Consider the following 23439-nt stretch of genomic DNA (forward strand, 5'->3'; position numbering starts at 1 on the left):
CACACCTATTCTGACCAATGGTTTTACGGGAATCGTTGACGCTGTCGGCGGAGTCGTAGCCGAGGTGTTCCGGGCTCTATCGGATTATGTTGGGGATGGTGCACCCTGCGGGTGCACGACTTTGAGGAGCGGGTGGGGTGGTTCGGAGGGGAAACCAGATTTCATCATCCCCTGAACGGTATTATCCGGATTTGAGGCCATTCTCTGAGTATTCCGCCGTGGGTGACTGGTCAGCGCCTGTGCATGATCGACGGGTGCGCCGATCTGGCCCGCCCCGGCGGGCTGTTATGTCCTCGTCACAAAATGCGCGAACTGCGGGCAACTAAGGCACAGGCCAGGGTTCCGTGGCCGTATCGACGACAAACCCGGATCGGTCGCTACTCCCCGCCGTCGCCACTGCCCCCACCATCCCCGCTGTCGCCACCGCCCCCACCACTTCCGCCTTGGCGCATGGAGGGCACAAACCTGGAGAGCACCGTGCTGGTGTCCCTGATGTCTTGGGGGAGGGCCGCCACCGCCCCGACTCCCCGGGCGTGGTCGAGTCGTTGGCGTAGGCTCCAGCGCAGCCCCAGGGCGTCGTCCAGTCCCGCGCTGCTGACGAGATCCGACAGGAGGAGCATGTGCTCGTCCATGGGGGCGAGTCCGCTGCTGACGGCCTGGAGCTGGCTGATCAGGCCGTCGCGCAGGGCGGGATCCGGATAGAGGAGTTCTCCGCTGAAATCGTGCATCAGCACGAAGCGTTCGATCAGCGCCGCTCTATGAAGGAGGAGCGCTTCATTACCGCGCAGCCGGTACCACTTGTGCACGCCTATCGGCCTGCGGTTGGACGTTACATGGTGCTCCAGCTCTGCCAGAAGAGCATCACCCCAGGCAAGGCCGGTGGGGCTGGTGTTGAGCAGGTGGATCCTGCCTGTCCCGAAGTACACGTCAAAGCCGAAAACCTTGCGCTTCATGGTGGGGATGACCCGCAGTCTTCGGCGAATCGCGAGTTCGCCGAGTTCAGCAGCTGCGCAAGCGGCAGCGCCACGAATGGAGTCGCGGGCCGTCCCGGTCGAGGGGTGGGAAAGGAGAAGGAACTCTTCGGGCAGAGACAGGACCGGCGGTGGGTGAGCAGAAACGGGATGCGTGCTGGTCGGCGCCGCGCCGGCCATATCCGTATGTCCGCTTCTGGCCTCCACGCCTGTCTCTTTCTCGTTCCCGCTGCTCCGCGGATTCCCAGTGGCGTTCCGCAGCTTGTGCAGAGCCGCAAAGCATTCGACTGCCCACTTCGCAAGGAATCCGCCCGCCAGGAGCGCGAATGCAGCGTTCAGCAGGTCGCCCCCGCCGAGCATGACGATTCCCCCGATGAACAGGCCCAACGATGTCGACCCCAGGAAGAGGAGGGTAAGAACGAGCACGGCCCGAGTCATGACCAGCGCGGTGCCCTTGGCGGTCTTTGCCGCCGCCGGCACGACTTCCCGAAAACTCGGCGCAGGAGGTGGGGGCCTGTCGATTCCGTTCTCCGAGGAGACAGCAGAAGACGAATGGATGTTGGGCGGCTCCTGTGACGGGTCTGCCGGTGTCTGGGGCACGCCAGGCGCTGTGGGCGGGGCCGGCTGTGGAGCGGTCCGCGTCTGCGGCGGCTCGATCTTCCCCAGGAAGGCTCGGATGCTGTTCCAGACGAGCAACGCCGCGCCGACCCACAGCGCGAGCTGCGTGACCACTCCGCCATCGCCAGGCTCCCTGGAAGCTACGATAAGTACCACGGCCATTCCGAGGAGGACAACGCCGAGAGAGAGCCGGAATTTCCACATATGCACCTCTCATTGAATAAGAATTCGCAGAGGAAGAAGAGCAGCGCCTGTGGTTGATGGGATCAGCCCACCTGTAGCTATAAGGAACCGCAAGGGTTACCGGCGGTCAAGCCGCCAGAGCCGTTACTGGGTCTGCCGACGTACCAGATCCAGAGAGGTTTGGGCCTCGGCCATAGTGTGAGCCCGGGGTGTTCAGCTTGTCGGCGAACACGTCGCGGACCTGTCTGGCGACCTCGGGCTGCGTCAGGGAGTAGGCGTGCAGGACGGCCACGTCCCATCCGGCTGGGGCGGCGCCCCAGCCTTCCCCGTAGCGCAGCCCGGTCAGGACGAAGATCCCCAGCATGTCGCGGACGTTCTCGTGTGCGCTGTCGCGGAGCAGTTCGAACTCGCCACGGGTGAGGAAGACATGTCGTCTGAACCCTCGCCGTCATCTAGGCGGGGGAGTGTGGTCCGTGCGGCCGGATTGCTGGGGCGGAGTTCTTCCTCTACGGCTGCTTGGAGGATGAGGTAGAGCAGACCGTGCAGGTTGTGGACGCTCTTCGGGCGCAGCGGCGGACGCAGCCAGTGGTCAGCACTCTTTCGCTGCTTCTTCTTGGCCTTCGAGGTGTCCTTGCCGGTGTGCGGGTGCGTCAGCACACGAGGGTCCGGGATGCCTTCTTGGAGCTGGTTCACCCACGCGCGGACGGTTTTGTGGGTGAAGGTTTCGGTGTCGCGGATGTCGAGGTGCCCGAAGGTGGGGAGCATGTGGCGGCGGATGTCGCGTTCGTAGTCGGCCTTGGTGCGCGCCTCGATCCCGGTCATCGAGGCGATCAACTCCAGCGCGTATTCGCGGAAGTAGACCGGTTTCGGGCCGTCGCCGGTGCCGACCTTGATCAAGCCCACGCCGGGTACCCACCCGGGCGCCCAGCCCTCGCGGGGGATCCAGTTCTCCGGCCACTGATGGCCCGCCTCCTCGACGTGCAGCCGGAAGGTGTGGGCGTCGACGTAGGAGTCGAACGGTTCGGACTGCGGCGCGCCGCCCCGATGACCGCCAAGCCGCCATTTCACCCAATACCGGATGGACCCGTCCTGCAAGGGCCGCTTGTTGATGGTTGCCATGGGCGCACCATCGCTCGGTTTCGGCTGGTCACCGAAGGAATCCGGCGGAGAACCTCGAGGTTCTTTCCGCCCCCCGCCGGGGTGAGTGACGGGATCAGGCCGAGGTGGTGCACCCGCTGGTGCACCCGGAAACGGGAACAGGCCCTGACGTGCGGATCGTCTCCGCAGGTCAGGGCCTGTCTTCCTTCAGGGTGAGTGACGGGACTTGAACCCGCGACGTCTTGGACCACAACCAAGTGCTCTACCAGCTGAGCTACACCCACCGATACGGATTCTAGTGGCTTCTCCGAGCGTCCCCCGCAAACGACGCGCGCGTCGCGAAAAGGGTTGAATGCGGTGCGACAGCCTGCTTCCGCCGCTCGCCGGCGCGGGCTGGCTGCCCCGTTCCGTCCAGGTCGGAGGGCGGCGGACGGACGGCCGCAGGGCGGTCGGGATTCGTGACTCAGGTCATGATCACCCGTTGACTCACATCGTGGTTATGTGCTCATAATCTAGGCCATCTGCCGAAGAAGTGTGATTCGCGGCACGATCCCATGTGATCTCGGCGAACAGGACCCCCCATGTCTGACACTGCGGTACTGGTGAACACGGCCGTGGCGATCGTCGCCATCGTGCTGCTCATCGTCCGGTTCAAGCTCAATCCACTCATCGCCCTCGTCATCGGCTCGTGCTACCTGGGACTGGCGGCGGGGCTCGGCGTCGAGGGGACGCTCACGACCGTGGCCACCGGATTCGGCGACATCCTCGCCGAGATCGGGCTGCTCATCGCCTTCGGCGTGCTCATGGGCGCGCTGCTCAACGACCTGGGCGCGATCCGCCGCCTGGTCGAGGGGCTGCTGCGGACCGTCGGCGCGCAGCGCCTCCCGCACGCCATGGCGCTGACGATCGCCACGTTCCTGCAGTCGATCTTCCTCGACGTGCTGCTGGTGATCTCCGCACCGCTGGCCCGCGCGGTCGCGCCGCGCCTCGGGAGGTACGGCACCGCCCGGATGGCCACCGCCCTGGCCATCGGCCTGGAGTGCGGGATCGTCTTCACGGTCCCCGGTGTCGCCGCGCTCGCGCTGGCCGGACTTCTCGGCGTGCCGCTGAGCACCTACCTGGTGTACGGACTCGTCGTCGTGATTCCCACCGTGGCCATCTCGATCACCATCATGTCGACGGTGTTCACCCGCGGCTGGTGGAAGCCGGAGCTGGACGAACTGGAGCCGGCCGCGGTCGCGACCGACGCGCTCGCCGAGAGCAGCAGCCGCTCCACCGCCGCGGGCGGGGACACCGGCGCCGGGGCGGGCGGTACCGCCGCGACCGCGACCGGCGGGGCCGGCGAAGGCGCGCTGCCGGAGCCGGCCGCCAGCGAGCCGGCGCGGCCGCCGCTGCTCCTACTGTTCGGCCCGCTCGTCGCCGCCCTGCTGCTGGTGGCCGCCGGAGCCGTCACCGAGACGCTGGAGTGGAGCAACCCCGTCGTGGCGTTCCTGTCGACGCCGATGGTCGCGCTGCTGATCGGCCTGGTCGGCACCTGCCTGGTCGGCCGCCGGTTCATGGGCCGGCCGAAGGTCGAGGAGTCCCTGGAGACCGGGGTGCGCCAGAGCGGCCAGATCCTGCTGCTCAGCGGGGTGGGCGGCTCACTGGCCGCCACCATCGAGGCGATCGGGCTCGGCGACATCCTCGGCGGCTACCTGTCGGCCGGCTCGTGGGCTCCGCTGGTGGTGGTGTGGGTGATCGCCGCGGTGCTGCACATCGCGGTCGGCTCGGTGACGATCTCCGCCATCACGGCCGCCGGGCTGCTCGCCCCGGTGGCGTCGTCGCTCGGCCTGGACCCCGTCCTGATCGCCCTGGCCGCCGGCGCGGGATCGCTGTTCATGGTGCACCTCACGAGCAACACCTTCTGGCTGCTCCAGACGCTCATGGGCCAGACCACGCGCGGCACCCTCAAGAGCTGCTCGGTCGGGGTCTCCGTGGCGTCCGTGGTCGCCATGGGCCCGATCCTCCTCCTCAGCCTCTTCCTGTGACCGCTCACCGCACCCCAACCCCGATCGGAGGACGAGAACCCATGCGCGACGAGCCGACGCGGCTGCCGCTGGAGGGCGTCCGGGTCCTGGAACTCGGCAACTACATCGCCGGCCCCACCGCCGGGCGGATGCTCGCCGACTTCGGTGCCGAAGTGATCAAGGTCGAGCGGCCGGGCCGCGGTGACGAACTGCGGAACTGGCGGCTCTACGGCGGCGACGTGTCCATGCTCTTCCGGACCGTCAACCGCAACAAGAAGTCGATCGTGCTCGACCTGCGGACCCCGCTGGGGCGCTCCACCGCCCTGGACCTCGCCCGGAACTGCGACGTCGTGATCGAGAACTTCCGTCCCGGCACGCTGGAGAAGTGGGGCCTGGGCCCCGACGAGCTGGAGGCGGCCAACCCCGACATCGTCCTCGCCCGCATCTCCGCGTTCGGCCAGACCGGCCCGCTGGCCGGCCGGCCCGGGTTCGCAGCGGTCGCCGAGGCCATGGGCGGGCTGCGCCACCTGGTCGGCGAGGCCGACCGGCCGCCCTCCCGCGTGGGTGTGTCCATCGGGGACTCCATCGCGGGCCTGTACGCGGCGTTCGGCGTCATGGTCGCCCTGTTCGAGCGCGGGGCGGCGCCCGCGGCGCGTTCCCGGCCGCTCGCCGAGCGGGCCGTCGACGTCGCGCTGCACGAGGCCGTCTTCTCGATGATGGAGTCACTGGTGCCCGACCACCTCGCCCACGGGGTCGACCGGCAGCGGGTCGGCGGTCGGATGGAGGGCATCGCCCCGACCAACGCCTACGAGTGCGCGGACGGCGCGAGCGTGGTGATCGCCGGCAACGGCGACTCCATCTTCCGCCGCTTCATGGCGGCCATCGGCCGGCCCGATCTCGCCGCGGACCCCGGGCTCGCCGACAACGCCCAGCGCTGGGAGCGGCGCGACGAACTCGACCAGGCCATCGCGGCCTGGACCCGGACGCTGCCCCGCGACGAGGTACTGGCGGTCCTGGAGGACGCGGGCGTGCCCGCCGGCCCGATCTACACGGCCGCGGACATCTGCGGGGACGAGCAGTACCGCGCCCGGGACATGATCCAGCGCCTGCCCGTCGACACCGGCGCCGGCGAGCCGGTCGAGGTGGGCTTCCCCGGGATCGTGCCCCTCATCGGCCGCACGTCGCTGCCGGTCCGCACGGTTGGACCCGACCTCGGCGCGCACACCCGCGAGGTGCTCGCGACCGTGCTCGGCCGCAGCGATGAGGAGATCGACCAGATCATCGAGCACACGGAGGTGCCGGCATGACCGACACGGCGTTCCGCCCCGCGGCCACCCTGCGGGACGTCACCCTGCGCGACGGCCTGCAGCTTACCGGCAAGCCCCTGCCGACCGCGCGCAAGGTGGCGGTGGTCCGGGAGCTGCTCGCACTCGGCGTCCCCTCCGTGGAGATCGGTTCGCTGGCCCGGCCGGACCTGGTGCCGTCCATGGCCAACACCCTGGAGGTCGTCGAACAGCTGGAGGCCGACGAACTGGCCCGCTGCTGGGTGTGGGTGGCGACGCCCCGCCACGTGGAGAAGGCGGCAGCGGCGGGGGCGGTGAACTTCCAGTACTGCCTGTCGGCCTCCGACCAGCACAACCGGGCCAACATCGGCCGGCCCACGGAGGCGAGCCTGGACGCCATGCCCGCCGCCGTGGAGCACGCGCTGTCCGTCCGGGGCCGCATCCAGCTGTGCGTCGCGACCGCCTTCACCTGCCCCTTCGAGGGAGCGGTGCCCGAGGAGCGGGTGCTGGCCATCGCCGCCGACCCGCGGACGCGCGGCGCCGAGGACATCGTCGTGTGCGACACCCTCGGGCAGGCCGTCCCCGCGCAGGTGGCCGGCCTGGTGGAGAAGGTCGCCGCGCACACGCCCTCCCGGCGGATCGTCTACCACGGCCACGACACCTGGGGCCTGGGCGTGGCGAACTCGCTGGCAGCCGTCGCCGCCGGTGCGAGCGAGGTCGACGGCTCGCTCGGCGGGCTCGGCGGCTGCCCGTTCGCCCCCGGAGCCAGCGGCAACGCCGCCACCGAGGACCTGCTGTTCGCGCTCCGGCCCGACTGGCTCACCCCCGGGGTGTTCGCCGCGCTCGTCCGGCTGACCGGCGGCCTGCTCGGCGAACTGGGCGAGCCCAACCGGTCCCGCGCGGTCCAGGGCGCCCAGTCCAGTGCCACCGCCTTCCCGTGGGCGCTGGCAGCCGCACCGGACCGTGCGTGAGCCGGCGGCCCCGCGCGCGCTCAGGCCGGGTAGCGCCCGCCGAGGGCCCGGGTGATCCGCTCAGCGTGCTCCACCAGCAGGTCGATCCACTCGACGCACTTGTCATAGGGCATCCGCAGCGTCGGCCCCTGGACCGTCACCGCGCCCACGAGGTCGGCCGCCGAGTCGAACACGGGCGCGGCGAGCCCGGACGCGCCGTCGACCCGCTCGCCCACGGTGATGGCGTACCCGTCGCTCAGCGTCCGCTTGACCAGGTCGCGCAGCTCGGCCCGGTCGGTGACGGTGCTGTCGGTCAGCTGCGGGAGTTCCCGCCGCAGTACCCGTTCGGCCAGCTCGGGCGTCCACGCCATGATGACGCGGCCCGAGGCGCCCACCGTGACCGGCGCGATCCTGCCGACCGCCATCTCCCGCCGAAGCGCGTGGCGGGTCTCCGCGACGGCGATGCACACCCGGTACTCGCCCTCGGCGCGGAAGAACGACGCGGTCTCCCCGGTCAGGTCGCGGAGGTCCTTCAGGACGGGGTTGACCACGGCGAGCACGTCCAGGTCCTTGGTCCCGGCCGCCGCCCAGTACGCCATCCGGGCCCCGATGCGGATGCGGTCGCCGGTACGGTCCAGGAACCCGTGGGCGACCAGGTTCGTCACGAGCCGCTGTACCGTCGAGGTGGGCAGGCCGGTGCTCTGCTGGATCTCGCGCAGGGTCAGCGACGGCTTGTGCAGCGTGAACGCGTTCAGGATCTCGGTGATCTTGCCGAGCACGAGCAGCGGTGCCTGCCCGGACCCTCCGCTCGCCTTGTCGGGCCCGCGCCCGGTCACCTCGCGGCTACTCATACCGTCGAACATACGCCAGAAGAGCGGGGGGCTCCGTCCATAATCCGAGCGCTCCCGACTCCACGGAAAGAAGGACGGCGTTGACTGAAAACGCCTCGGACAAAGCGGCCGCACACGAGGTGGTGACCGCGGCCGACGTGGCCGCGGCCGCCGACCGGTTCACCGGCGTGATCCCGCCCACCCCGCTGCAGCGCAACGAGCGGCTCTCGGCCCGGCACGGCCTCGACGTCTGGCTGAAGCGCGAGGACCTCAACGCGGTCCGCTCCTACAAGGGGCGCGGCGCGCTGAACTTCGTGCGCTCCCTGGACGCGGGGCAGCGGCGGCAGGGCGTGATCTGCGCGAGCGCGGGCAACCACGCCCAGGGCGTGGCGTTCGCCTGCGCCTCCCTCGGCATCCGGGCGCGGGTGTACCTGCCGCGGACCACGCCGCGGCAGAAGCGCGACCGGGTAGCGCACCTCGGCGGCGAGAGCGTGCGGATCGTCGTGACCGGCGAGACCTACGACGACGCCGCCGCGGCGGCCCGCGCCGACGCCGAGGACCTCGGGATGACCCTGCTCCCGGCCTTCGACGACCCTCGCACGATCGCGGGCCAGGGCACCGTCGTGAAGGAGGCCGTGGAGCAGCTCGGACGCGCGCCCGACGCCGTAGTGGTGCCCGTGGGCGGCGGCGGCCTGCTCGCCGGAACGCTCGCCTGGCTGCGGGAGGAGCACCCCGAGGTCCGCGTGGTCGGCGCGGAGCCGCTCGGCGCGCCGAGCATGGCCGCGGCCCTGGAGGCGGGGCACCCGGTGCAGCTGGAGCACATCGACCCGTTCGTGGACGGCGCCGCGGTGCGCAGGGTCGGCCGCTTCACCCACGCGATCGCGGCGGCCGGGCGGCCGCGCATGGTCGTCGTCCCCGAGGGGCGGATCTGCGGCGAGATACTCGACCTCTACCAGTCCGACGGCATCATCAGCGAACCCGCGGGGGCGCTCGCCTCGGCCGCGCTCGGCCCCGACCTGGACCTGCCGTCCGGCGCGACCGTGCTGTGCGTCCTGTCCGGCGGGAACAACGACGTGAGCCGGTATGCCGAGATCGTCGAACGGGCGCTGGTCCACGAGGGCCGCAAGCACTACTTCCTGATCGACTTCCCGCAGGAGCCGGGCGCCCTGCGCCGGTTCCTCGACGAGGTCCTCGGGCCGGACGACGACATCACCCGGTTCGAGTACGTCAAACGCAACAACCGCGAGACCGGGCCCGCGCTGGTGGGGGTCGAGCTCGGCGCCCCCGAGAACCTCGCCCCCATCCTGAAGCGGATGGACGACGCTCCGCACCGGGTCGAGCGCATCTTCCCGGACAGCCCGCTGTTCGGCTTCCTCGTGTGACGGCCGGCGGTGGCGGCGCCGCCCGTCACCGCCGCGCGGTGCCGCGGCCCCGCCGTGACGGCGCGGCTCAGCCGGCGGCCGCGCTGCCGCCGCCCGAACGCCCGGCGGAGGCACTGCCGGTACCGGTAACCACGCAACGTCCCATGGCGCGCGGGTCCCTCCCGGCGGATCGGGCACTCACCCGTGCGTGGTCGGGGACCGGACGCCGTGGGTGCTGGCGCGGAGCGGGGCGCCCGCGGCGCCGCTGACGGGGGCGGGCGCGCCGACTCCTGCTCCCCGCGGGCGATCGGCGGCACGATGGGCTCGACGCGCTGTCGAGCACGGTCGGCGCAGGGAACGGCGCCTGCCGACGATCGCTAACGTGTCCCTATGACTCCGCCCCCGCCCGCGTCCACCTCCTCCGGGGGGCGGCGCCGCCCCGCGATGAGCCGCGGCGACCGCCAGGAGATCGCGCTGCTCGACAGCGTGGAGCGGCTGCTGGCCGCCAAGCCGCTGACCGAGATCACGATCGCCGAGATCGCGGCCGGCGCCGGGCTGTCACGGGCGTCGGTGTACTTCTACTTCGACGGCAAGGACGCCGTCGTCGAGGCCGCCATCGCCCGCTCCGTGCTGCGCGTCGTCGACACGCTCGCCGACCGGACGGCGATCCGCGGCGAGACCGCCATGGCGAGCGTCGAGCACATCCTGGGATTCAGCTTCGACCTGTGGCGCAGGAACGCCCCGCTGCTCCGCGCGGCCAACCACCTGCTGGGCCACCGCCCCAGCATGCGCGCCGCCTGGGAGGCGTACTTCGAGCGCTGCGCCCGCCTCATCGCCGCCGCCGTCGAGCGCGACCGCGCCCGCGGGGCGCTCCCGGACACCGGTGACGACCCCTACCGCACGGCGATCGCCCTGAGCTGGATGGCCGAGCGCAACGTGTACCTGCTCTTCACGCGTGAGCACACCCGCCAGGAGGAGGACGAGCTCCTGGCCACCCTCATGCTGCTGATCCGGCGCGGTATCGGGGCCGGCGCTGCCGCGGACGGGAGGGACGGGGCCGAGCGGTCCGGCACCTGACCCTTCGGTGCGGGCGGCAGCGGTCCGGTGTACCGCGGGATGTCGCGCCTTCAGTGGTCGAACGAGGACAAAACTTGACATCGTGTTGACTTCGGGCGGCCGGAGGCGGAAAACTCGGTGCGCGGAGCGGCCGTGGCGGACCGTGCCGCCGGCACGGCCGCGCGCCGAGGCCCACGCCCCCCGTTCGCCCGTGCGAGCACCGCCACCGGACCGAGGCCCGCACCGAACCCGCCGCCCTGCCGTGGACCCGGTTCCTCCGGGACCATGACCTGCTCCCACCGCCGCGCGACCGGCGCGCAGCCGAAACGGCGGCACCCCCGAGTTCGAGGAGTACCCACGTGCGACCTTCCGTACGGGCCGCGGTGCCCGCGCTCCTCCTGGCGTTCCTCCTGGCCGGCTGCTCGGGCGGCGGCGCGCCCGACGATGGCGGCGGTGACGGGCAGGCCGCCGAGAGCACGGCCGAAGCCTCCGGGGAGACCACCGAGGTCGTCGCCGAGACGGTCTGGCCCTACCAGGACAGGGAGGGGGAGGCCCGGGTCCAGGTGCACGCCCTGCGGGTGCGCGGGGAGCTGGCGCAGCTCACCCTCACCGTGACCGCCGGGCGCGGCGGCGACGGCCAGGGGGACAACCTGTACTCGCTCTACGGCTCCGTCGTCACCGAGCCCTACCTCGTCGACACCGCGAACCTGACCCGGTACAACGTCGTCCGCGACTCCGACGGCATCGCCCAGGCGCCCGACGTGGTGGACACGCGGCTGGTCTTCGACCAGCCCGTCGATCTCAGCTACACCTTCGCCGCGCCGCCGGACGATGTCACGGCGATGGACCTCTACGTCGGGGCGTTCCCGCCGGTGACCGATGTCCCGGTGGTGCGGTGAGCGGCCGGCGCGGGCGCGTCCTCCCGCTGCTCGGAGTCCTGGCGCTCACCCCCGTGCTCATGGCGGCGGGCGACGGCGGGCAGGACGGCGGCCGGATCACGCACGAGCAGCTGGAGGCGTCCAAGATCGGTCTCGACGTCGATGGCGCCGTGGCCACACTCGACGTCGAGGGCTCGGTCGAGCCCATGGAGCACGAGGAGGTCGAGGGGTCCACCACCACGGTGGTCATCGCAGCCGACGTGCTGTTCGAGTTCGACGAGGACGCCCTCAGCGATGACGCCGAGGCCAGCCTCGCCGGCATCGCCGAACGCCTGGAGGGGGCGACGGGAACGGTCCAGGTGGTCGGCCACTCCGACGGGCTCGGCGCGGACGACTACAACCAGGACCTGTCGGAGCGGCGGGCCGAGACCGTGCGCGACGCGCTGCGGGAGATGCTCGGCCAGGACGCTCCCGAGATCGAGGCGTCCGGGCGGGGGTCCAGCGAGCCGATCGCGGAGGAGACCGGCGGCGACGGCGAGGACCTCCCGGCGGGGCGCTCCCAGAACCGCCGGGTGGAGATCGTCTTCGACGGCGGGTGACGGCCGCTCAGCCGAGGGCGCGGTCGAGGTTGAACGCGGCGCTGATGAGGCCGAGGTGGGTGAACGCCTGCGGGAAGTTGCCCTGCTGTTCGCCGGTGTGGCTGATCTGCTCGGCGTACAGGCCGAGGTGGTTGGCGTAGGTGAGCATCTTCTCGAAGGCGAGGCGGGCCTCGTCCAGGCGTCCGGCGCGGGTGAGGGCCTCGACGTACCAGAAGGAGCAGATGGAGAAGGTGCCCTCCCGCCCCTCCAGCCCGTCCGGACTGGCGAGCGGGTCGTAGCGGTGGACCAGCGAGTCCGACACCAGGTCGTCGGCGAGTGCGCTGAGGGTGGCCGACCACTTGGGGTCGGTGGGGGAGACGAACTTGGTCAAGGGCATCATCAGCACCGCGGCGTCGAGGACGCTGTCGCCCTCGTGCTGGACGAACGCCTGCCGGGCCGGTGACCAGCCCCGGTCCATGATCCGCCGGTAGATCGCGTCCCGGACGGAGGCCCAGCGGGTCAGCGGGCAGGGCAGGCCGCGGCGCCGGGCGGTACGGATGGCGCGTTCGATGGCCACCCAGCACATCAGGCGGGAGTAGAGGAACATCTTGGCGCCGCCCCGCGTCTCCCAGATGCCTTCGTCGGGCTGGTCCCAGTGCTCGCAGACCCACTCGACCAGGGCGCACACGGCCTCCCACTGGTCGCTGGACATGGGCTGGCCCCACTTGTCGTAGAGGTAGATCGAGTCGATCAGGGCACCGTAGATGTCGAGCTGGAGCTGGGTGGCGGCGGCGTTGCCCACGCGGACCGGGGCCGACCCGCGGTAGCCCTCCAGATGGTCGAGCTCGCGTTCGGGCAGGTCGGTGCGCCCGTCTATTCCGTACATGATCTGGAGCGGCCCGGACGGCCGGTCGGCGCGCACGTCGATGAGGCGGGTGAGGAAGCCCATGAAGGCTTCGGCCTCCTCGGTGAAGCCGAGCCGCAGCAGCGCATAGACGCAGAACGCGGCGTCGCGGACCCAGAGGTACCGGTAGTCCCAGTTGCGGCCGCCGCCGATCTGCTCGGGCAGGCTCGTGGTGGCGGCCGCCACGATGGCGCCGGTGGGTGCGTAGGTGAGCAGTTTGAGGGTGAGCGCGGAGCGGTGCACCATCTCCCGCCACCGGCCGCGGTAGCGGGAGGCCGCCAGCCAGCGCCGCCAGAACGCCACGGTGGCGGCGAACTGGTGTTCGGCCTCCTCGGTCGGGCAGCCGAGCGGTACCCCGGGGCTGTCCGCACCGTCGCCGACCTGGTCGAGGGCGAACACCGCCGACTGGCCCTGCTCCAGGGAGAAGCGTGCCCGGACGTCCGGTCCGTCCCCCTCCAGCGGGACCGTGGCGGTCAGCGCCAGGGTCAGGGAGGCGGATTCGAAGAGCGCGGCCCCGTCGAGCATGTGCGTGGTGTGCGGCTGGGCGCCGTAACCGAACCGGGGTGCCACCCGGGCGCGGAACGCGATCGACCCGCGTACGCATACCACCCGCCGGATCAGCCGGTGCCGCGCGGCGGGCGGACGGGGATCGTCGGCGGGGGAGACCGGCATGAAGTCCTGGATCTCCCCCAGGCCCTCGTCGGTGAAGAACCGGGTGATGAGCACGTTGGTGTCGGGGAAGTAGAACTGCTTGGTGCGGGCCGGCGCACCGTCCGCGGGCGTGGCCGCGAGTTCGAACGCCCCGCCCCGGTCGGCGTCGAGGATGGCGGCGAAGACGCTGGGGGAGTCGAAGGCGGGGCAGCAGTACCAGTCGATCGTGCCGTCGCTGCCCACCAGCGCCACCGTGCGCAGGTCGCCGATCAGACCGTGCTCGGCGATCGGCAGATACCGGTCATGGTGTGCCGACGGGTGCGGCATCGCGTTCCCCTCCCGCTTCTCGGGCCCCGCCGCCCGCGGCGGCGCCGTCCGACCGCGGACCCGCGGACGCCGTCCCACCGCGCGCACGGCCGCTATCCGGTGCTGTATCCGCCAGCGCCCCCGTCCAACCCCACGGGCGGGTTACGCCGGCCGCGGGGTGCTCGTGGTGGGGCGTCAGCCTCCGGTGTTCGATCGTGCCGAGACGGCCAGCGCGCTCCGCGCCGTGACCGGGCCGGTCTCCTCGCAGGCCGACGTCGCGACATATATGTATCACTTGGTACAGAAGTGCTACGGTCATTCTGTACCGATCGATACGAAGGTTGGTCGGTGAGAACTCGAAGGGGTCGGGGATGGGAAAGCTGGAGGGCAAGACCGCCGTGGTGACCGGTGGCAGCACCGGGATCGGGCTGGCCACCGCGGAGCGGTTCGCGGCCGAGGGGGCGCACGTGTTCGTGACCGGCCGGCGGGAGGCCGAACTCGGCGCGGCGGTGGCGGCCATCGGGCCTGCGGCCACCGCCGTCGTGGGTGACATCGCGGAGCCCGCCGATCTGGACCGGCTGTACGAGGCGGTCCGGGCTCGTGGCCGCGGGCTCGACGTCCTGTTCGCCAACGCGGGCGGTGCCGTGTTCGCGCCGCTCGAGAAGGCGACGGATGAGCACTACGAGCAGAACTTCGGGGTCAACGTCCGGGGCACGTGGCTCTCGGTCCAGAAGGCGCTGCCCCTGTTCAACGAGGGCGCGTCGGTCGTGTTCAACGCTTCCATCCGCGCCGACGACGGGTGGGCGGACTTCGGCCTGTACTCCGCTTCGAAGGCCGCGGTCCGGTCCCTCGCCCGAACCTGGGCGAACGAGTTGAAGGGCCGCGGGATCCGGGTGAACGCGGTTTCGCCCGGCGCGATCGAAACGCCGGCGCTCGATCGGATCGGCGGTAAGGGCGAGGCGGAGGCGTTCAAGGCGGCACTCGTCAAGCGGGTGCCGATCGGCCGGCTCGGGCGTCCGGAGGAAGTGGCCGCCGCGGTGGCGTTCCTCGCTTCGGACGAGAGCAGCTTCATCTACGGCGCGAACCTCGACGTCGACGGCGGCGAGCACCAGTTCTGAGTCAGGCGGGCGGCCAGTTCCGCAGGGCGGCGTCGGCGACCATGCGCAGCTCGTCGTGGTCGGCGCCGCCCGCGGCCTGGACGGCGATCCCGTTTCCCACGGCCATCAGGAACCGGGCGAGCACGGCCGGGTCGGACGTCGGTGGCAGGTCCCCCTCGTCCCTGGCCTGCTCGAACCGCTTCACGAGGCGCGAGCGGGCGTCCTCGCGCCAGTCGGTCAGCAGGTCGCGGACGGCCCGGTCCCCGGGGCCCGAGGCCAGGCAGCCCTGGACCCCGAGGCAGCCGGACGGATGGCCGGGGCCGGTGGTGGTGTCGACCGCGCCGTGCAGGAACGCCGTGGCCACCGCCTCCGCGGTCGGTTCCTCGAGCGCCCGCATGCCGTAGGCGGCCGGTCCGGCGGTGTAGCGCTCCAGCACCTTGCGGAACAGGTCCTCCTTGCTGCCGAAGGCGGCGTACATACTCGGCCGGTTGATGCCCATGGCGGCGGTCAGGTCGGTGAGGCTGGCGCCCTCGTAACCCTGTTCCCAGAACACGAGCAGCGCGCGTTCGAGCGCTTCGTCCACGTCGAACTCGCGCGGGCGGCCCATCGCCGCCTTCCGGGTGGCTGCCATGGCGTCCAGCATAGCCAGCCGACCTCCAGCCCCAGCGTGCCGCTGCGCGGCGCGGATCCGGTCTGGGCAGGGCGGAGAACCTGGGAATTCTTCCCGAGCTGGCGGCCAGGATGGCGGGCAATCGTCTCCGGCAGCGGCTGCGTCCTGTTCGCGCGGTAGCCGAAGTGCCCGGCGTCTCCCCTCTGGGCAACCTGGCGGCCACGCCTCATGACCGCGGCATACCCGCGCCGTCACCGCCATCGGTTGGGCCAGCGACACAGACCTGAGCCATTACGGTTTCGACGGCGACCAGGCTGCGTTCGAGTTCAACGCCAAGTTCGACAACCCAGACATGTTCCTGGATGGAACACGCCCCTCGTGCGACGACAGCACCTACAACCCCAACGAGGAGTTCTGGGGTGCACGGGTGTGGGAAGTCAACGCTCCTCGCCACCGCCCGGCTGTTGCCCCGCCTGCTCGCCGGCGCGCCAGGGGCCCGGTGTTCTGCTCCGAGCGGCGCTCCCCCGACGCCGGAATATCGGGCCCGCGCCGTGGCCGACGTCAACGCCTGGACGGGCCAGGGACGGCTGTCCTACTCGCGCGGGAGTACCTGTTCAAGCAGCCAGCCGCGCCGACGACTCCACCGCGAAGGGGAGACCGCACCAGCTCCGCCATTCGGCGCTCACCGCACCTTGCTGCGGCCGGCCGCTCCGCGGCCGAACTCCATGCGAAATCCCGCCACCAGCGTCTGACCACCCTCGGTAAGCGCGTTCGGCTGGGCGAGGAGACCGCTGCGCGGACCACGGCCGGGCACGATCGTGTCGGGCGACTGGCAAGTGGAAAATGGTTCGTAGAGATAGGACTATTGGCGCGCCCCTAGTGGCGGGTATTGATTGTTAATCCTGCTATGCGGGATGACGGGAATTGCGTCCACATGGTTAGCGCTCCCGCTCTGACGGCGTTCTGATTGTCCGCTGATTGTGTGGTGGCTGCGATCTGATCAGCGTGTGATCTGTCTCTACTGTGACGCAGCCTCCACAATCCCCGCGGCGAAGTCCCGCACGAACGGAGCGAGCCGGGCGTGGATTTCGTCGCGTTCGCTGGCTTGGATGATCTGGGCGACGATGACCAGGTGCGCTAACCGACCGTCCGGGGTGTTTAGCTTGTCGGTGAACACGTCGCGGACCTGTCTGGCGACCTCGGGCTGCGTCAGGGAGTAGGCGTGCAGGACCGCCGCGTCCCATCCGGCTGGGGCGGCGCCCCAGCCTTCCCAGTCGAGGAGTTGGAGGCGGGGCGCGGTGAGGTTGGCCCAGTGGAGATCGCCGTGGGCGGTCTCCCATCGTTGGACCGTCAGGTCGATTCCGGCGCCGTCCACGTCTGGGAGGAAGCGGCCGATCCGGTTGATGTACTCCTGCCGGACGGCCTGTCTGCCCGCCGGGGGCGGTGTCGCACGCAACCGGGCCAGGGCCGATGCCAGGTCGTCCCACCACCGCGGGCCGAGGCTCGGCGCGTGGTCGAGGTCAGGGGTGGTGGAGACGCTCGCGCATCGAGTCCGCTGCCACAGGAGCGCCTGGTGCGTTGGGCCGTCGCCCCACGTCGCTTCGGCTAGCAGGAGAGGTCGGGGAATCGCTTCGTCGTCCAGCAGTGCGTCGGCCAGGAACGGCCCCTCCCAGAGTTTGCCGCCCGGACGGGGGCTGGTGGTGACACGCAGCCACGCCGCGACGCCGTCATCCGCGGTGGCCGGACCGCTGACGCTGCGTCCGTCGAGCCCGAAGTGGAGAGACTCGTCGGCTTTGGCGTGGACCTGGAGCCGGCGGCCCGCCTCTTGCCAGAGGCGGACCGGGTCAGATGGCGCGGGTGAGGAGGTCACTAATCTCCCTCAAGCGTGGAGGCGGCAGCAGACGGGCAACGGCATGGGCGGCGCGGTTCCAGTGCTCGGCGTTCGATGTGCTGAGCAGCACGCCGGTCAGACCGGGTGTCGAGGCGGCCACCGCGAGTGCTGCCTCGGCTGCGGTCGCGCTCTGACGGATGAACGCGGCGAGCGCATCGTTCACCAAGTGGACGAGTTCACCGCCGTGTAGCGGCGCTGATGCCCACACCTCCAATCCTGCCCGCTGCGCCTCCGCAATGGGGCCGAATCCGGCGAGGGCCTGGGCGATCGGGGTGATCTCGACGAGGGAGACCGGGAGCTGGATGGCGGCAAAACTGGTGTTGGGTCCCCCGGCCGCCTGGCGGGCCAGAGCTACAAGGGAGTCGACCGTGAATGCTCCATCGGTGAATCCGGACCACGTGGCGATGCCGTATCCCCCGATGAGCCCGTCGGTCCGTGCCCACTCCAGTTCCACCATGGCACTCCGGATCCGCTGGTGGAGTCCGTCACGGTCGCTGGCACCGCCGTGGTCGGGGTTGTGGAGGTAGACGAAGTCGAGCCGTTCACGGCCGAGTTCGGCCGCGCTGGCGGCGAGTTGGTGTCGGACGTAGCTGGGCATGATGCTGTGGCGGAGATTGACCGAGGGCAGTGCGCCCGCGGCTGTCGCAGTGCGGGCCTGTTTGGCGGTCATGTGTCCGATCTTCGTGGCGACGCGAACCTTCGGGTAGCGCCGGAGGATCGGAGCGATGGCACGCTGGTGGGTACCGGCCCCGTACACGGCGGCGGTGTCGATGAGTGGGCAGCCGGCGGCCGCCGCGACGCGAGCGGAGAACTCGGCGTCGCGGCAGCGGTAGGTGCCCAGTCCGAGGACCGTCACGCGGCCACGCCTTCCTCACCCACCCAGATCAGGGCGCCCTCGTCGAGAAGGCGGCGCAGCAGGACCAGCAACGCCCGCTCAGAGATGTCGGGTACGGCTGCGTGCAGCTCGCTGACGATGATGGGTCGTCCCTCGGCGAGCCGGCCGATGGCGGGTGCCGCCTTCGGGGCCATGCGCCAGCGTCGCCCTTGAGCCGCGAGCACGATTTCGGTCTCTTCCTTGTAGACCTGGCAGCGTTGCGACGCCAGTTGGATCCGCGAGGACATCGTCAGTTCACCGGTCACGGCGACCGGCAGGCTGAACGCCTGCCGCGCGGGTGCGACTTCGTTCAGGAATCGCTGGTAGTCCGCGACCACCCCCGGATCACGGAGCCGTCTCCCCACGAGTTCGGCGAGAGTGCTGGTCCACGCAGCTTGGTCGTCGGGGTCGCGGGGGACGTCGGAGCGGACCTCGATGTGTTCGCGCATCTGGTCGGTGACCCAGGCGAGGAAGTCCGCTCCGGTGGTGGTGTTGAGACCGCAGGTCAGATGCAGGCTCGGTTCGCCTTCGGATGCGGCCGCTGCGTGCCAGCAGCCGCGCGGGACGTGCAGGATGTCGCCGGGCTCCATGGTGAACTCGTCGATCGGGTCGGTCGGAGCCTCGTGGTCGAATTCCATGTCGGCGTACAGCGGGGCCACACGGGTCATCCCGTAGATCCGCCACCGCTTGCGCCCCGATACCTGAAGGACGATGACGTCGTGGTCGTCCCAATGGACGCCGAATCCCTCCTGGGCTGTCCACGAGGCGTAGGCGTTGACCTGGACATGGGTTCCCAGCCACGCCTCCAGGCCAGCGGCCGCCTCATTGATGGGTGGGTGCATCTCGTCGATCGCGTCCAGCACCAGCGTGGCGCCATTGCGAAGCTGTTCGTGGACCAGGTGCGGGACGGGACGGTTCCAGTCGGGCATCCGCCGGTAGGTCTGCCGTTGGGTGTAGGCGGCGACGTCGATCGTTCCGCCGGCCGAGAGGCGCATGCGCGGGCTGTCCAGGCGGTGCGTGGCTAGGAGCTGGTTGAGGTCGGGCCAGGTCAGCAGGTACGCGAAGGCGTCGGCGTAAGTGGCGGGGTATCGGGCGTGGGCGCGGCCGAGGACCTGGGCGAGGAACGTGTCCCCGCCCAGGCGGCCGCTGATCAGGTCAGCGGTCATGAGTTCTCGTTCCTACCGAAGCGCGTTGTCGTTCATGTCGCTCTTGCCGGTGCCACCGCCATCGGAGGGCTGCTCACCGCGCGCCCGGACGGCGTTGATGTTCTCCGCCGCGATCATCAGCTCGTCGTCGTACTCGTTCTGCATGCGAACCTCCAGAATGGGCTTTCGGACTATTGACAGCGGATGCGCTCCGGAGGGGCACGGGCCTGCGCTTTACTCAAGGAACCTCCCGTTCTCCGGGTATGACAGGCGGGGCAGTGCGGAACCCGCGTCCAGGGGGTCGGACGTTCTCCATCGGGGATGGGCCACCACACCGCCGCGCCGATTGGCACCGGGCGGCCCACTGGTTCGGGCCGGCGCCGGGGGCGAAGGCTGTTCGCTCGGCCACGCTCGTGTTCTGTCGCACGAGAGACGGCCGGGCATCTGATTCCAAGGGGAATCAACTCCTCCGCTGAATGCACATTGCTCTTCCTCGCGCTTCGATGAAATCGCTTCGGCCGTTCCGATTCACCCCCATCGCCGCCATGGTTTATATGCGGCCATAAGGTCGTGTGACCTGCGGATTCGCGCTGTCGGACATGTTTCTATGCCAGGGGCGAGGGGATCCGCCGAGAATCGGACGTAGCGACCTCGCTCTTGTGAGGCATTCTTGGAGTGCGGACCTTGAGGAGTGCTTCGATGGGCTGGACAAAGCAGCAGATCCGGCAGCTACGCGACCAACTGCAACAGCAAGGTCGGACGGCGGATGAGATCGCCACCGAAATCCGCCTACGGTGCCGGTGCTCTCCACTGGCCGCCTATCGGCTGATGCACGGCTGGAGCCAACGGGAAGCAGCGGATCGCCTGCGAGAGCAGTCGTCAGGTGTCGTCCTGGATCAGGGCGGTCTCAGCAGGCTGGAAGTGTGGCCCGAGGGAAAAGGGCGGCAACCACAGGCGGCGCACATTATCGCGATGGCCACCCTGTACTCGACAAAACCACTGTTCCTGCTCAGCCCGGAAGCCCTCGACGCGATGGACGACCGAGAGCGCGCACTCCTGATACGAATCAGCTCAAACCCACCGAACAACGAAGTGCCGCGCCCATCACACGAAACAGTTGCCCATGTTGCAAGCTACGGAAAATGGCGTTCCTTTTCTCCGGAAAGGCAGATAGAAATGGCGGCATGGCGCGCAATGAGATTCGCCTCGGTGGCTGAAGGCAGCAACGTGGGCTCGGAAACCCTCGACAACCTCTACGACGAGGTGGCCCGCATTTCGACCGCCTACCCCAGGGAGCCGCTGAACCGGGTTCTCGGTGACCTGATCGAGGCCCAGGATGTCGCGTTCCGGCTGCTTGAGGGGCGGCAGCGCCCACGACAGACGGCGGAGCTCTACCTGCTGAGCGGCGTAGTGTCACTCATGCTCGCGAAGGCGAGTCACGACCTGGGTGATCCGCGCGCAGCTATGAGACAGGCGCGGACCGCCTACATCTGTGCCGACAACGCCGACCACGACGGACTTCGGCTTCGCGTTCGTGCGCAGCAGTCCCTGATGGCGTACTGGGCCGGTTGGGCGACCGAGGCCGCCCGCTACGCGGATCTCGGGCGGGAGCTGGCTTCCGCTGTCGCAGGGTCCGCGGGGGTGTGGATGCTCTCCCAAAGCGCTCGGACGTACGCGTCGTTGGGTGACAGCGAACGGGCGCGCGCCGATCTCGCGCTCGCTGCCACGAAACGGGACAGCTTGGCGGACGACGAACTCGATCAGATGGACGGACTCATGCGCTTCGCCGATTGCCGCTACCTGTACTACTGCGCGGAAGCCCGGATATGGATTCCCGGAGCCGAGGACGAGGCGGAACATGCGGCCCTTCAGGCGATCGCTGCCTATGACGAGGCAGCGGCAGCGGGATCACCGGACTGGGCCTACGGGGATGACGCGGGGGCACGATCGGACCTCGCTCTGGTGCGGGCCGCCAAGGGAGAACTCGACGGGGTGGCCGAGGCGCTGCGCCCCGTGCTCGACCTGCCACCCGACAAGCGGGTGGCGGGTGTCATCGCGAGCGCGATGCGGGTGCACGGAGCGCTTCGGGAACCGCGGTACCACGGGAGTCGTCAGGCGACTCGCGTCCAGCAGGAGATCGAGGCGTACGGTCGAACTCCCGCCGCTGCCCTATCCTCTGGGCAGTAGCCTGCTGCGCATGACTCCCGTCGATGTTCCCGGCGACAGGCTCCACCTCCGCGAACTCCGGACGACCGACCTCGGCGATCTCGTCAAGGTTTATGGCGACGACACCGCGGTACGCTACCTGTCCTTCGAACCACGTACGCCCGAGCAGTGCGCCGCCATCATCGAATCGGCCATCAAGGACGCCCAGACTGAGAACCGGCGGGTGTACATGCTCGCCGTCGTCACACGCGATGACCACTTGGTGGGCACGGCTCGGTTGGGTATCGACGAGCGGCCCCACAGTGGTCAGATCGGTTTTGCCCTTCGACCTGACCTGTGGGGCCAGGGGATGGGCGGCGAGTTGGTTCAGCTCCTCCTACGGCTCGGCTTCGACGTTCTTGGCCTGAAACGACTGTGGGGAGCGCGATCGCCTGACAACGATGCCTCCCGCCGCGTCATGGAGAGGGCCGGGATGATCGAGGAGGGGCGCATTCGCCGGCATCTCTGGACACGCGACGCCTGGCGGGACTCGGTCGTGCATTCGATTCTCGACGATGAATGGCGAAGGTAGGACTCCACCCCCGCCAGGGTGAGTGACGGGATCAGATCGAGGTGGTGCACCCTCTGGTGCGTCCCGCATACGAGAAGAGGCCCTGACGTGCGGATCGTCTCCGCAGGTCAGGGCCTGTCTTCCTTCAGGGTGAGTGACGGGACTTGAACCCGCGACATCTTGGACCACAACCAAGTGCTCTACCAGCTGAGCTACACCCACCACGTCGCAGAGCGGACTCCCGCGTCTGCGTCCGAGATGATTCTAGCGGGTTCGCGGGACCGTTTGCTCACCCGTTTCCGGCGGGGCTCTCCGGTGAGGTGAGAACGCCGGTGCCGCCGTTCACCACGTCCGCGGCGATCGCGCGGGCCGTGGCCGTGTCGGGGCCTGGGGCGGCGACGAAGGCGGCGGCGCGGTAGTAGCGCAGTTCGCGGATGCTCTCGGTGATGTCGGCGAGCGCGCGGTGGCCGCCGTGCTTCTCCGGGCTCGCGAAGTAGACCCGGGGGTACCAGCGGCGGAGCAGCTCCTTGATGCTGGAGACGTCGACCATCCGGTAGTGGAGGTGCTCGTCGATCGCCGGCAGGTCGCGGGCGATGAAGGTGCGGTCGGTGGCGATGGAGTTGCCGCACAGCGGGGCCTTCTTGGGCTCCGGTACGTAGCGCTTGATGTGGTTGAGGACGAGGTCCTCCGCCTCCTCCAGCGACACGCCCTTGTCGAGTTCCTCCAGGAGGCCGGACGTGGTGTGCATCTGCCGGACGAAGTCCCCCATCTGGTCCAGGGCCGCCTGCGGCGGTCGGACGACCACGTCGATCCCATCGTCGAGCTGGTTGAGATCGCCGTCCGTGATCAGACAGGCCACCTCGATCAGCGCATCGTGTTCGAGGTCGAGCCCCGTCATCTCACAGTCGATCCACACCAGGCTGTCATTCATACGGGACAGCTTAGGACTTTCTCGCAATGGTGCCGGTGGCGGGCGTGCCGCGGCCCCGGACCCGGGGTGCGGCCGGGGCCGCGGGAGCGCCTAGAACAGCGAGAAGAAGTCGACGACGCCGGTGAACTGGAGCGCGGCGGCCCCGACCAGCAGCACGGTGAGGATCAGCACCAGCATCAGGCAGCCCATGCACCCGCCGCAGCCGCGCTTCTTCTTCTGCGGGGGCGGCGGCACCGGGTAGGGGGTCGGGCCGCCGGGGCGGCCCCACTGGCCCTGGCCGCCCATCGGGGGCTGGCCCGGGTACTGGCCCGGGGCGGGCGGTCCGGCCTGCGGCGGGCGGCCCGCGGCCGGGTAGCCGCCGGAGCGGCCCTGCGGGTAGGGCGCGGGCAGCGGAGGCTGGGCCGCGCGACCGCGCTGCGCGGGGTGCTGCGGTGGCGGAGCGTACCCGGGCCCGCCCTGGGGGCCGTAGCCGGGGGAGGCGGCCGGGTACGGGCCCCAGGGC

The 23439-nt window shown here is 70.1% G+C and carries 20 protein-coding genes, 2 tRNA genes and 1 pseudogene; 10 read left to right on the top strand and 13 right to left on the bottom strand.

Translation table 11 applies throughout. The features are described from left to right. Nucleotides 1-377 precede the first annotated feature (377 nt). The 3 genes from DEF28_RS27910 to DEF28_RS00785 form a co-directional block, all read right to left on the bottom strand. Nucleotides 378-1703 carry a GPP34 family phosphoprotein gene (locus DEF28_RS27910; RefSeq protein ID WP_199493063.1) on the bottom strand — a complete coding sequence of 442 codons (1326 nt, stop codon included), beginning with the start codon at nucleotides 1701-1703 and terminating at the stop codon, nucleotides 378-380. Nucleotides 1704-2114: 411 nt separating this feature from the next. Continuing rightward, nucleotides 2115-2891, bottom strand: coding sequence for a hypothetical protein (locus DEF28_RS00780; protein WP_114398423.1), 777 nt, complete (start codon nucleotides 2889-2891; stop codon nucleotides 2115-2117). A 190-nt stretch (nucleotides 2892-3081) separates the two neighbouring features. Continuing rightward, nucleotides 3082-3154 (bottom strand) — tRNA-His (locus DEF28_RS00785). A gap of 297 nt (nucleotides 3155-3451) precedes the next feature. Between DEF28_RS00785 and DEF28_RS00790 the strand changes: the two genes are divergently transcribed. Genes DEF28_RS00790 through DEF28_RS00800 form a run of 3 tightly spaced genes read left to right on the top strand, consistent with a single transcriptional unit; the run spans nucleotide 3452 to nucleotide 7130 of the window. Next, nucleotides 3452-4897, top strand: coding sequence for a GntP family permease (locus DEF28_RS00790; RefSeq protein WP_114398424.1), 1446 nt, complete (start codon nucleotides 3452-3454; stop codon nucleotides 4895-4897). A gap of 41 nt (nucleotides 4898-4938) precedes the next feature. Then, complete coding sequence (locus DEF28_RS00795) at nucleotides 4939-6183, top strand: CaiB/BaiF CoA transferase family protein (RefSeq protein WP_114398425.1); 1245 nt, start codon at nucleotides 4939-4941, stop codon at nucleotides 6181-6183. Further along, nucleotides 6180-7130 (top strand): beta/alpha barrel domain-containing protein, encoded by a 951-nt coding sequence (locus DEF28_RS00800; RefSeq protein WP_114398426.1) that lies wholly within the window; start codon nucleotides 6180-6182, stop codon nucleotides 7128-7130. Before DEF28_RS00795 ends, DEF28_RS00800 begins: the two co-directional genes overlap by 4 nt. A gap of 20 nt (nucleotides 7131-7150) precedes the next feature. Here DEF28_RS00800 and DEF28_RS00805 read toward each other — a convergent pair whose 3' ends face one another. Beyond that, nucleotides 7151-7960, bottom strand: coding sequence for an IclR family transcriptional regulator (locus tag DEF28_RS00805; protein WP_114398438.1), 810 nt, complete (start codon nucleotides 7958-7960; stop codon nucleotides 7151-7153). An 80-nt stretch (nucleotides 7961-8040) separates the two neighbouring features. Here DEF28_RS00805 and ilvA point away from each other — a divergent pair, with 80 nt between their 5' ends. The 4 genes from ilvA (at nucleotide 8041) to DEF28_RS00825 (ending at nucleotide 11833) form a co-directional block, all read left to right on the top strand. Beyond that, complete coding sequence (ilvA, locus tag DEF28_RS00810) at nucleotides 8041-9321, top strand: threonine ammonia-lyase IlvA (protein ID WP_199493064.1); 1281 nt, start codon at nucleotides 8041-8043, stop codon at nucleotides 9319-9321. A 369-nt stretch (nucleotides 9322-9690) separates the two neighbouring features. Beyond that, complete coding sequence (locus DEF28_RS00815) at nucleotides 9691-10377, top strand: TetR/AcrR family transcriptional regulator (RefSeq protein ID WP_114398428.1); 687 nt, start codon at nucleotides 9691-9693, stop codon at nucleotides 10375-10377. A 338-nt stretch (nucleotides 10378-10715) separates the two neighbouring features. Beyond that, nucleotides 10716-11255, top strand: a complete 540-nt coding sequence (locus DEF28_RS00820; RefSeq protein WP_147280143.1) for a hypothetical protein — start codon at nucleotides 10716-10718, stop codon at nucleotides 11253-11255. Further along, nucleotides 11252-11833, top strand: coding sequence for an OmpA family protein (locus DEF28_RS00825; protein ID WP_233515008.1), 582 nt, complete (start codon nucleotides 11252-11254; stop codon nucleotides 11831-11833). Before DEF28_RS00820 ends, DEF28_RS00825 begins: the two co-directional genes overlap by 4 nt. 7 nt (nucleotides 11834-11840) lie before the next feature. On the opposite strand, the gene DEF28_RS00830 is transcribed toward DEF28_RS00825, so the two are convergent. Beyond that, nucleotides 11841-13694, bottom strand: a complete 1854-nt coding sequence (locus DEF28_RS00830; RefSeq protein ID WP_114398430.1) for a glycoside hydrolase family 15 protein — start codon at nucleotides 13692-13694, stop codon at nucleotides 11841-11843. A 350-nt stretch (nucleotides 13695-14044) separates the two neighbouring features. Between DEF28_RS00830 and DEF28_RS00835 the strand changes: the two genes are divergently transcribed. Beyond that, nucleotides 14045-14791, top strand: a complete 747-nt coding sequence (locus DEF28_RS00835; protein ID WP_114398431.1) for an SDR family NAD(P)-dependent oxidoreductase — start codon at nucleotides 14045-14047, stop codon at nucleotides 14789-14791. A 1-nt stretch (nucleotide 14792) separates the two neighbouring features. Here DEF28_RS00835 and DEF28_RS00840 read toward each other — a convergent pair whose 3' ends face one another. The 5 genes from DEF28_RS00840 to DEF28_RS28750 all read right to left on the bottom strand — a co-directional run bounded on the left by DEF28_RS00840 (nucleotide 14793) and on the right by DEF28_RS28750 (nucleotide 19455). Continuing rightward, on the bottom strand, nucleotides 14793-15401 hold the full coding sequence (locus DEF28_RS00840) for a TetR/AcrR family transcriptional regulator (protein WP_114398440.1): 609 nt from the start codon (nucleotides 15399-15401) through the stop codon (nucleotides 14793-14795). A gap of 997 nt (nucleotides 15402-16398) precedes the next feature. Beyond that, on the bottom strand, nucleotides 16399-17250 hold the full coding sequence (locus DEF28_RS00845) for a phosphotransferase (protein ID WP_233515009.1): 852 nt from the start codon (nucleotides 17248-17250) through the stop codon (nucleotides 16399-16401). Then, nucleotides 17225-18127 carry an aldo/keto reductase gene (locus DEF28_RS00850; RefSeq protein WP_114398432.1) on the bottom strand — a complete coding sequence of 301 codons (903 nt, stop codon included), beginning with the start codon at nucleotides 18125-18127 and terminating at the stop codon, nucleotides 17225-17227. The genes DEF28_RS00845 and DEF28_RS00850 overlap by 26 nt, the downstream gene beginning before the upstream one ends. After that, nucleotides 18124-19311: a cupin domain-containing protein gene (locus DEF28_RS00855; protein WP_114398433.1), complete on the bottom strand. Its 1188-nt coding sequence runs from the start codon at nucleotides 19309-19311 to the stop codon at nucleotides 18124-18126. The genes DEF28_RS00850 and DEF28_RS00855 overlap by 4 nt, the downstream gene beginning before the upstream one ends. A 12-nt stretch (nucleotides 19312-19323) precedes the next feature. Further along, a complete protein-coding gene (locus DEF28_RS28750) occupies nucleotides 19324-19455 on the bottom strand; it encodes a hypothetical protein (protein ID WP_258861806.1) in 132 nt (43 codons plus the stop codon). Nucleotides 19456-19989: 534 nt separating this feature from the next. On the opposite strand from DEF28_RS28750, the gene DEF28_RS00860 reads away from it, so the two are divergent. Together DEF28_RS00860 and DEF28_RS00865 are read left to right on the top strand one after the other, a co-directional pair. After that, the gene (locus DEF28_RS00860; RefSeq protein ID WP_233515010.1) at nucleotides 19990-21477 is read left to right on the top strand and encodes a hypothetical protein; all 1488 of its coding nucleotides are present in this window, start codon (nucleotides 19990-19992) and stop codon (nucleotides 21475-21477) included. 10 nt (nucleotides 21478-21487) lie between these two features. Beyond that, nucleotides 21488-22027, top strand: coding sequence for a GNAT family N-acetyltransferase (locus DEF28_RS00865; protein WP_114398435.1), 540 nt, complete (start codon nucleotides 21488-21490; stop codon nucleotides 22025-22027). A 128-nt stretch (nucleotides 22028-22155) separates the two neighbouring features. Here the strand turns inward: DEF28_RS00865 and DEF28_RS00870 are convergent. From DEF28_RS00870 to DEF28_RS27380, 3 genes and pseudogenes are all read right to left on the bottom strand, one after another. Continuing rightward, nucleotides 22156-22228: transfer RNA gene (locus tag DEF28_RS00870), tRNA-His, on the bottom strand. Between the two features lie 67 nt (nucleotides 22229-22295). After that, entirely contained in the window at nucleotides 22296-22937 is a 642-nt protein-coding gene (gene orn / locus DEF28_RS00875; protein WP_114398436.1) for an oligoribonuclease, read from the bottom strand. Between the two features lie 90 nt (nucleotides 22938-23027). Beyond that, a pseudogene (locus tag DEF28_RS27380) lies at nucleotides 23028-23439 on the bottom strand (hypothetical protein); the annotation flags it as partial.

This window comes from Marinitenerispora sediminis (assembly GCF_003336425.1).
Taxonomy (GTDB): Bacteria; Actinomycetota; Actinomycetes; order Streptosporangiales; family Streptosporangiaceae; genus Marinitenerispora; species Marinitenerispora sediminis.